This window comes from Armatimonas sp., assembly GCF_043760365.1.
Lineage (GTDB): Bacteria > Armatimonadota > Armatimonadia > Armatimonadales > Armatimonadaceae > Armatimonas.
This window is the reverse complement of record NZ_JAYUPA010000949.1, coordinates 1-8030: the sequence shown is the minus strand read 5'-3', so window position 1 is coordinate 8030 and position 8030 is coordinate 1. Positions and strand designations below refer to the sequence as shown.

Here is an 8030-nt window from a genome sequence, read left to right as displayed (position 1 = left end):
TGACATAGTGCCGCCGGGTGTAGTCGCCATCTACCTCGGTGGCCGTGGGAGCAAGGGGGAGCTCGGGAAGCTCAATAATGTCCCAGGCCGCCTTACCCTCTGCGAGAACTTTTGAGAGGGCGGGAGTTGTTGTTTTGGGGATGAGCGAGAGGATCACGCCGTGGGGAACCGGCAGATAGTTGGCACGCAGCCACTCCAGCCCGGGTGATTCCCCGAGCTGCGCTAAGTTCTGCGCCGATGTCCCAAAGTAGGTTGAGGCCAGCGGGCGTTTCGCAAGCTGCGTCATGTCCAACAGAGAGAGCTGCTCGGTATCAAGCACGGTCACATCAGGGCGAAGTTTGAGCACGTTGTGCGTGTAGCGCAGCGAGTAGGTGTCTTCGTCGCCTTGGCAGAGCAGAACGGAGCCTGGGGCGCAGGCGCTGAGTTTCTGCTGGGCGAGCTGTCGAATCCCGGTGGCAGTGTGCAGGTTGCAGGCAGGAAAGTTGAGTGCTAGCCCGAGCAGGGGCAGGACAAAGCAGGCGGCTAGGCGCACTGCTAAGGAGCGCTCACGGCTCACCAGCGCGTTCTCCACTTGACCGAGCACAAGCCCCACTAGCCCCACTCCGAGTGCAAGCACAACCAGGTAGTAGGGAGCAATATCCTCGATGGTGTAGCAGAAGCAGTAGAGCGTTACCGCAAGCGCCATGAAAAATAGCCCGCAAAGCACGCTGGGGTTGCGCCGTCCTAGCGCGAGCCCCCCCAAAGCGGCAAGCACGCTGAGTGGCCCGAAGCCATTTTCGCTAAAAATGGCCGTTAGTAGTTTCAAAGGACGCTGGAGAGTGCCAAGGCTACGGGGCATCGCAAAGTAAAAACGGTAGCTACTGCCTGTCACGTGTGCCCAAAAAACATCTGGATCTGCCAGTCTGACCCAGAGCAAGCCATAAAGCGGCAGCCCACTCACGGCAAGAAGCGCAATGCCAATGAGCAAGCGACGCGCCAGCCCCGCCACACGCCAGAGCCGCACGCCGCAGAGAACCAGCAGGCCGGGAACCAATAAGACAATTGTGAGGTGGTGGGCAAGCCCCAGACCAAGCGCAATGCAGGCAAGATAGAGCGCCTTTTCCTCGCCCGTGGCTCGGTAGCACAGGCACTGCCAGGTGGCTAAGAGCACCAGCAGAACATGGAAGCTGTAGACCTCCACTCGGTTGCACTGGCTCCAAAAAGTGAGACTGACTCCGAAAAACGCCGCCGCCCCGAGTGAGGCGAGTACCGGCGTGCCTAGCTCCCGGCTCACACGGTAGAGCAGTGCCACCGAGCCAGCCCCCGCGAGCGCCACAAAAACACCGATACGAAACGCGGGCTCACCAAAAGGCACCAGCGTGAGAAAGAGTTTTCCAATTAGGGTGAAGAGAGGATAGCCTGGTGGGTGAATCACGCCACGGGACCAGATCGCCGTGATAATCTCCCCCGAGTCGCCGCGAAAAACCGTCGGACAGAGCGTGGCGCTATAGAGCATAAAGAACACCAGCCCAAGAGCGGCGGCATTGCGACTATCGCGCGAGAGTTTCCGAATCATCCTGGTAAGAATATTGGGTGATTTGTCTTTTATCTTGAGGTAGCGGTACAGTGGGCGCATGAAACCTGAAACTCTCACTCTCTGGCCGGGCAAGCTTCCCGGCGCGGCTCCGCTCGTCACGGGCCCCGAGGCCGATAAGTCCAAACCCGGCGAGGGCATGACCGGTGGCAAGACCGTGATTCGTCTCGGCAATGTCAGCCAGCCCGAGCTGCATGTCTTTCTGCCACCCGCAAGCAAGCGGACAAAAACGGGCGTCGTGATCTGCCCCGGCGGCGGCTACAATATTCTTGCCTGGGACTTAGAGGGCACCGAGATCGCACAGTGGCTCAACAAGCAAGGCATCGCGGCGTTTGTCTTAAAATACCGAGTGCCGACGGGCGCACTCAAGCCCAACTGGGAAGGGCCGACGATGGACGCCCAGCGCGCTCTGCGATTGGTGCGTGCTAATGCGCAGAAGTGGGGAGTCGCGCTCGACAAGCTGGGGATTCTAGGCTTTTCCGCCGGCGGCAAGACAGCGGGTATGGCCGCGCTCCAAAATGGCAAATCGCTCTACGACGACCAAGACGACGCCGATAAGCTCTCGTGCCGTCCGGACTTTGCGGTGCTGGTCTACCCCGCCTATTTTTGCGACAACAATCTTCAGCTCCAGCCTGAGACCGCGGCAATGATGAGTAAAGAGCTACCCCCGTTCTTCTTCGCCCACGCCGCCGACGATGGCGTGACGTGTCAGAGCAGTGTCCAGCTCTTTACGGCGCTGCGGAAAGTCAGTGTCCCGGCGGAGCTGCATGTCTGGGAGTCGGGCGGGCACGGTTACGGCATGCGCCCCGTAAAAGGCAAGCCGATTCCCACGGCGTGGCCCAAGCGATGCGAAGAGTGGCTCAAGGCGCGGGGACTGGTGTAGACGCCGATTAAGCCCGCCCACAGAACGTGGGCGGTCACGGTTGTAGCGAGCGCATCAGCCGATCCTGCACCATAGCCATGGTGACATCGCCGCGTGTGCGTTCGACCACGGCGCGTAGGGCATCGCAGGTGCGACGCAGGCCGCTGGTGACGGCATCCGGGAAATCTACGGTGGCGAGGGCGGAGAGAATCTCGTCCATGGCGGTGAGCATGCTCTCGGCGCGGGCGTGCTCCCCTTTGCGCAGGGCATCGAGCGCGTGGCGGCGGCCCTCGGAGGCGGCTTCGGCCAGGCCATTGAGGTAGGCGGCGGCTTCGATTCCGAGCGACTCGGGCGTGGGCAAGTCCGTGCCCTCGATCAGCGCGAGCAGACACGCGGCCTCGGCGAGCTCTTTGTGGGCGTCTTGCACATAGCCTGCGTAGAGGAGCGCCGGGTAGTCGGTGAGCGCCTCAGCTACCTGCGCCGCCTCAGCTTGCGCTCCTGTAACAGCAAGGCGTGCTTCGCTCAGCTCGCCTCGGTGCATGGCACGGATCGCATTCGCACAGGTTCGGGTGAGCGCACGGCCATGAGCGAGTGCTTTCTCCCGCGACTGGTAGGTCTCCCCAAGCCCGTCACGCGCGGCGGAGACAATCGTGTTCAAGTTCTGCATACTTTTTCCTACCGCCGCCAGAGAACCTGAGGCGGTGCCATACTATCGAGAAACATCTGTCGTGGCATGCTAATCTCTGCTCCGTCGGCCTGATTAGCGTTCGCCAGGATGTTGTCTGGCTCCGCGATCACGGGCCGCCAGCCCGCTTTCTGGAGGGCAAGGTTCTGCGGTGCCGCCTTGGGCAGGCAGACCCAGCGTGCGGGATGCGCAGGATTATCAATGAGCTTCTCTAGCTCGACTGTCGTAACCCCAACTGCCATCCGTCGCCCTGAATCAAAGTAGCGGAGCGGTGCGAACGCGTAGTTCTCTAGCCCGAGATAGTAGACCGCATCGCGCGAGGGGATCTGCTTTTCAATCCAGGCCCAGCGCAAGTCCCGATCCGTATTGGACAGGGGCAGTAACCAGAATGCTTTTGCATCCTTTGCGAGAAGTATCAACAGAACTGCGCCATACGATACCCACATTACCTGAGAAAAACGTCGTTTTAGAGTCTGCTGTGCTCCCTCCGCAAGGTAGAAATAGAACCAGGGGAGGAAGCTCGAAAAATACTGGAATCCAAAGAAAAATGCCAGCATCATCAGGGTATGTAGGATCAGATACAGATCCGTGAAGCGCCGTGCTCGGAGCGAGCGTCCCCAACCCACTAGGACGAACAGAGCGATAATCCACTCACACAGCTTCGCCACCCAGACCAGCCCCAGTGTTTTTAAGAACGGCCACGGCTGCCCGCCGCTGGCCCGTGACCAGGGGAAAAGACTGTAGCCTACCTCGGCGGGGAAGAGCTGTGCTTCAGAGAGCATGTGTTGCGCGAGCGCTACCGGCCCCGGGATTTTTACTGTCGCCCCCGCAACGGAGCGTCCGGCCAGCTCCGCCTCATACTCAGGGCTAACCCAGTGACCGCTCACAGCGTAGCTACGCCAGAGCCAGGGAAACGCGAGACTGCCGAAGATCAGCGCCGTGATTATGGCGAGCCGTCGCTGCCGGGCCACAAAGAACAAGTAGAGGATGCTGGCAATCCCAAACACAATCCCAATACGATGGCAATAGAAAAATGCCGCCAGCAAGACTCCCAGTCCTAGCCCTAGCCACTTGCTAGGGGGGGCGTTTTGCACTCTCTCCAGTAGGGTGATAGTGGCAACACTGAGAAGCACCATCACTCCGATATTACCCTCAAAGTTCAGTACGCGTAGAGTAATCGGGTTTAGTCCTGCGAGTACCATAATGAGCAGTGCACGTCGGTGACCTGTACGCAGAAGAAGTAAGTGGTAGACCAGCGGCAGGCTTGCGATATAGGAAAGCATTGAGAAAATTCGGAGGGGACGCAGGAAATCCCCCGCGAATCCTATAAATGGAGCCAGCAGCAGCGAGTGCATCGGGGGGTACTTGGTTAAGAACGGCGCGTCGGGATGCGAGATATCCGAGTAGCCTTTCCCTGCCGCGAGGCTCCATGCTCCGATCACTTTATAGAAGTCATCACTGCGCTGGAGGGGCATACGGAGCGAGAAGAGAAGGCCGACCAGGATGAGAATACAGACACCTAGTAAGCCTAGCTTCGCGGAGCGTAGCCAGCTCGGTTGGGGGAGAGAGAAGACAGGCCCCTCGTACTTCGCGCGTAGTGCGGCTCGCTCTGTTTCGTCCATAATATTCCTGGCGATTGTACCACTACTGGGGTACTATCAAGGTGCAAACCTGCTGGGGGAGCCCGAATAAACCGGGCTGAGAGGGCACTGAGCCGACCCCAAGAACCTGATCCGGTTAGCACCGGCGTAGGGAAGCGGGAACCCGGTGTGTCCTCAGGACTCTGTGCCGCGTTTCGCCTCTTTCCGATGCTGGGGAGTGGCACTATGAAACGCGCTTTTACGCTTATTGAACTCCTCGTCGTCATCGCAATCATCGCAACTCTTGCGGCGATTCTTTTTCCTGTCTTTGCCCAGGCACGGGAGAAAGCTCGACAGACCTCGTGCCTATCCAATGCCCGGCAGATCGGGCTGGGTGTGCGGATGTATGTCCAGGACTACGACGAGACTTTTCCGATCTGGCATGCCTACTCCAAGAAAACGGCGGCCATTCACTATGGCATTGAGATAGATATTCAGCCGTACTTGAAAAATTTCCAGATATTTAAGTGTCCTGATGACTCCGGGGGGCCGTTCCAGCGGATGGATGTGCCGGGGACTGCCTCGTATTTTGCCGCCTACGGCTCGTCGTATTACTTCGAACGGCGCTGCTTCTCCGTGGTCAATGGTTTCTCGATCTCCAATAATACGCCCACCACTCGGGCTACCAGTATTGTGAGCGATCCGAGTTATGCGCGCCCGGCGGAGAGCGTTTTAATGCGCGATGAGATGTTCCCCTGGTTTAATCCCGCAGTGGACACGGCGGGCTACTGGGGCTACCAGGGGTTTTATCAAGCCTGGCATGCGCAGGGCGGTAGCGCGATCTTCGCCGATGGCCACGCGAAGTTCCTGGTAGGCGCGGGGCAGCTGCGTATGCTCTTCAAAGATCCTGCGGCGACGGTAAACTACTAGGCATGCACGTCGTTTTGTGCGCCAACGCGCCGTTTTCCGGGGAGGCCATCGCACTTCTTCGGGAAGCGGCGCAGGGGGCAGACTTACTGGTTGGGGTAGACGGCGGGGCGCGGACATTGCTTCGCTACGGCCTGCCCCCCCAGCTCGTCACCGGCGATGGCGACTCACTCACAAGAGCGGAGCAAGAAGCGCTCGTTGTGGCAGGCGCAGAGCTTGTTCCCACACCCGATCAGGACTTTACGGACTTAGACAAAGCTCTCGCCTATGTGATTGCGGTCAGAGGCGCGACAAAGCTCATCGTTTTTGGGGCGACTGGTGGGCGACTAGATCACAGCTACTCCGTGTTCTCGGCGCTGATCAAGCACGGGCGGCGTGTCCCGATTGTGCTAGTGGACGAGATGGCTCGCTACGAGCTGGTGGTAGGGGAGTGGCTGTGTGCTGAGCCCAATCTACGAGGCCGTACCCTCTCGCTACTCGCATTTGGTAGAGTGGAAGGCATTACGATGATCGGTGTCCGGTGGCCCCTTACCGACGACTGGCTCGCTCCCGGTTTGCGCGACGGCACCCTTAATCAGATCACGGAAGATTCTGTGAGAGTAGGTGTCGGTTCAGGCGAACTGATTGTCATGCTCCATCACGTTTAGCAGGTATTGGGGTTTGTTCGATAGAGCCCTTAACCCTGTCTGAACGAAAGAGGAACGTCTATGTTTGGCCCCATTATCGAAGGTGAGCGCATTCGCCTTGTGCCCATAACGGCGGAGATGGCTCCCCATTTCTGCGCTTGGCTCGCCGACACCCAAGTGACCCGCTATCTGGGCTTGATCTACCCGCCTACCCTGGAGTTTGAGAAAGAGTGGGTCGAGAAGATCGGTCGCAACGATACGGATTTAGTCTGGGCGGTGCTGCTACGCCAGAGCGAGAAACTCATTGGCACTACAGGAATTCACGGGATTAACTGGCAGAACCGGAGCGCGATTACCGGAAATCTTATTGGTGTGAAGGACGAGTGGGGGAAGGGCTACGGCAGCGAGGTCGTGGCGCTCAGAACCGCGTTCGCCTTCGGGACACTGGGCCTGGAAAAGCTTAAGACCCATGTCTTTGGCGCAAATATTGCCAGCCGCCGTGCTCTCGAGAAGTCTGGGTATAAAACCGTCGGCATTGCGCGCCATGATCTCTGGCGGTTTGGTCAGTGGCACGATGCCTGGCTGGGTGAGGTTCTCAGAGGCGACTGGCTCGCCGCGCAGCAAGACTAAGAGCGCCGTAGAATAGTGGCATGACGGAATCAGAGGCCACCAACTATGCTGTCTGGGTACTGACGCAGCAGCCGCGTAGCGAAAAAGAGATCGGCGATAGGCTGACCAAAAAAGGAGCGGATGAGGAGACAGTTCTTGTCGCTTTGGAGAAGCTGCGCGGCTGGGGCTACTTAGATGACACCGCGATGGCGGAGCGATGGGTAGCTTCCCGAGGTAAGACACGGGGGAAGTATCTCCTGCGTCAGGAGCTCAATCGCAAGGGGTTGGATTCTACAGAGGCGCTCGAAGGGCGCAGCGACGACGACGAGAAAAGCGCCTGTCTGTCGGCGGCAATCAAGCGTGTGGGCGACCCGCCCAAAGACCGGAGCCGCGAGGCGCAGGCGAAGCTGTCCTCGTTTTTACAGAGGCGTGGCTTTGGCTGGGATGCGATTCGCCCCGTTCTGCGCCAGCTCTATCAGGGCATCGTTGAAGACGATCTGGACGCTGTCGAGGCCGACGAGTGAGTGAGAAATTCCGAGTCGTGCATCTGTTGCGCCCTGCACAGGGAGGAATGCTCCAGCAAGTCCGTTCGCTGCTTATGGATCCCGAGACTGAGACATTTCTGGCCGCGCCGCCGCGCGAGCTGACCGCACTGGCCGGTGATTTTCCCTTGCCCGAGGGTGAGGGCCTTAAATCACAGCTTCTCGGGGGCTGGTCAGCAGGGCGCTGGGCACGCTCCGTGGGAGCACAGGTGCTTCATGGCCACGGTCTCAAGCGCCTGCCGCTCTATATTCTCGCCGCCAGAGTCGCTCGGTTGCCGCTTGTCATCACGCTCCATAACCTTGTGCCGAAGACCCCGGCGACGGCCTTATTGCGCCAAGCCAGCGCCGTGATTGCCGTCTCTGATGCCGTGGCCCGCACCGCGCCGGTTCACTGCCAGGTAATTCATAACGGCATTGACCCTGAGAAATTTGCTGATTTGCCTACGAAGTCTGAGGCACGGGCGCTTCTGGGCTGGCCACAGGAGAAAAAAATTGTTTTATCTATCGCGCGGCTCTCCCCAGAAAAAGGGTTAGATGTACTGGTTACGGCGGTGAAAGAGCTGGACATGGCACTCTATCTGGCAGGCGACGGTCCGGCGAGGGAAGCACTTAGTGAAGCACTTACC

At 59.2% G+C, this 8030-nt stretch carries 9 protein-coding genes and 1 riboswitch; of the genes, 6 read left to right on the top strand and 3 right to left on the bottom strand.

The window, feature by feature from the left end; translation table 11 throughout:
• Nucleotides 1–1615 (bottom strand): DUF2723 domain-containing protein (locus tag ACH2EH_RS24050; RefSeq protein ID WP_395145801.1); only part of this gene is annotated, 1615 nt, incomplete at its 3' end.
• On the opposite strand from ACH2EH_RS24050, the gene ACH2EH_RS24045 reads away from it, so the two are divergent.
• Entirely contained in the window at nt 1614–2456 is an 843-nt protein-coding gene (locus tag ACH2EH_RS24045) for an alpha/beta hydrolase (RefSeq protein ID WP_395145799.1), read from the top strand. The genes ACH2EH_RS24050 and ACH2EH_RS24045 overlap by 2 nt on opposite strands.
• Nucleotides 2457–2490: 34 nt before the next feature.
• Here ACH2EH_RS24045 and ACH2EH_RS24040 read toward each other — a convergent pair whose 3' ends face one another.
• On the bottom strand, nt 2491–3102 hold the full coding sequence (locus tag ACH2EH_RS24040; protein ID WP_395145798.1) for a haloacid dehalogenase: 612 nt from the start codon (nt 3100–3102) through the stop codon (nt 2491–2493).
• 8 nt (nt 3103–3110) lie between these two features.
• Nucleotides 3111–4742, bottom strand: a complete 1632-nt coding sequence (locus tag ACH2EH_RS24035; RefSeq protein ID WP_395145796.1) for a glycosyltransferase family 39 protein — start codon at nt 4740–4742, stop codon at nt 3111–3113.
• A gap of 44 nt (nt 4743–4786) precedes the next feature.
• Nucleotides 4787–4892, top strand: a riboswitch (TPP riboswitch).
• Between the two features lie 54 nt (nt 4893–4946).
• Here ACH2EH_RS24035 and ACH2EH_RS24030 point away from each other — a divergent pair.
• The 5 genes from ACH2EH_RS24030 to ACH2EH_RS24010 form a co-directional block, all read left to right on the top strand.
• Nucleotides 4947–5630: a type II secretion system protein gene (locus ACH2EH_RS24030; RefSeq protein WP_395145794.1), complete on the top strand. Its 684-nt coding sequence runs from the start codon at nt 4947–4949 to the stop codon at nt 5628–5630.
• Between the two features lie 2 nt (nt 5631–5632).
• Entirely contained in the window at nt 5633–6274 is a 642-nt protein-coding gene (locus ACH2EH_RS24025; protein ID WP_395145793.1) for a thiamine diphosphokinase, read from the top strand.
• A 60-nt stretch (nt 6275–6334) separates the two neighbouring features.
• On the top strand, nt 6335–6883 hold the full coding sequence (locus ACH2EH_RS24020) for a GNAT family N-acetyltransferase (protein WP_395145791.1): 549 nt from the start codon (nt 6335–6337) through the stop codon (nt 6881–6883).
• A 20-nt stretch (nt 6884–6903) separates the two neighbouring features.
• Nucleotides 6904–7386: a regulatory protein RecX gene (locus ACH2EH_RS24015; RefSeq protein WP_395145789.1), complete on the top strand. Its 483-nt coding sequence runs from the start codon at nt 6904–6906 to the stop codon at nt 7384–7386.
• Nucleotides 7387–7403: 17 nt separating this feature from the next.
• Nucleotides 7404–8030: glycosyltransferase (locus tag ACH2EH_RS24010; RefSeq protein ID WP_395145787.1), on the top strand; the 627-nt coding region annotated here is incomplete at its 3' end.

What these genes read in the sequence shown, in the direction of transcription:
- ACH2EH_RS24045 (WP_395145799.1), top strand. Translation starts at nt 1,614, where the DNA reads ATGAAACCTGAAACTCTCACTCTCTGGCCGGGCAAGCTTCCCGGCGCG.
- ACH2EH_RS24040 (WP_395145798.1), bottom strand. Translation starts at nt 3,102, where the DNA reads ATGCAGAACTTGAACACGATTGTCTCCGCCGCGCGTGACGGGCTTGGG.
- ACH2EH_RS24035 (WP_395145796.1), bottom strand. Translation starts at nt 4,742, where the DNA reads ATGGACGAAACAGAGCGAGCCGCACTACGCGCGAAGTACGAGGGGCCT.
- ACH2EH_RS24030 (WP_395145794.1), top strand. Translation starts at nt 4,947, where the DNA reads ATGAAACGCGCTTTTACGCTTATTGAACTCCTCGTCGTCATCGCAATC.
- ACH2EH_RS24025 (WP_395145793.1), top strand. Translation starts at nt 5,633, where the DNA reads ATGCACGTCGTTTTGTGCGCCAACGCGCCGTTTTCCGGGGAGGCCATC.
- ACH2EH_RS24020 (WP_395145791.1), top strand. Translation starts at nt 6,335, where the DNA reads ATGTTTGGCCCCATTATCGAAGGTGAGCGCATTCGCCTTGTGCCCATA.
- ACH2EH_RS24015 (WP_395145789.1), top strand. Translation starts at nt 6,904, where the DNA reads ATGACGGAATCAGAGGCCACCAACTATGCTGTCTGGGTACTGACGCAG.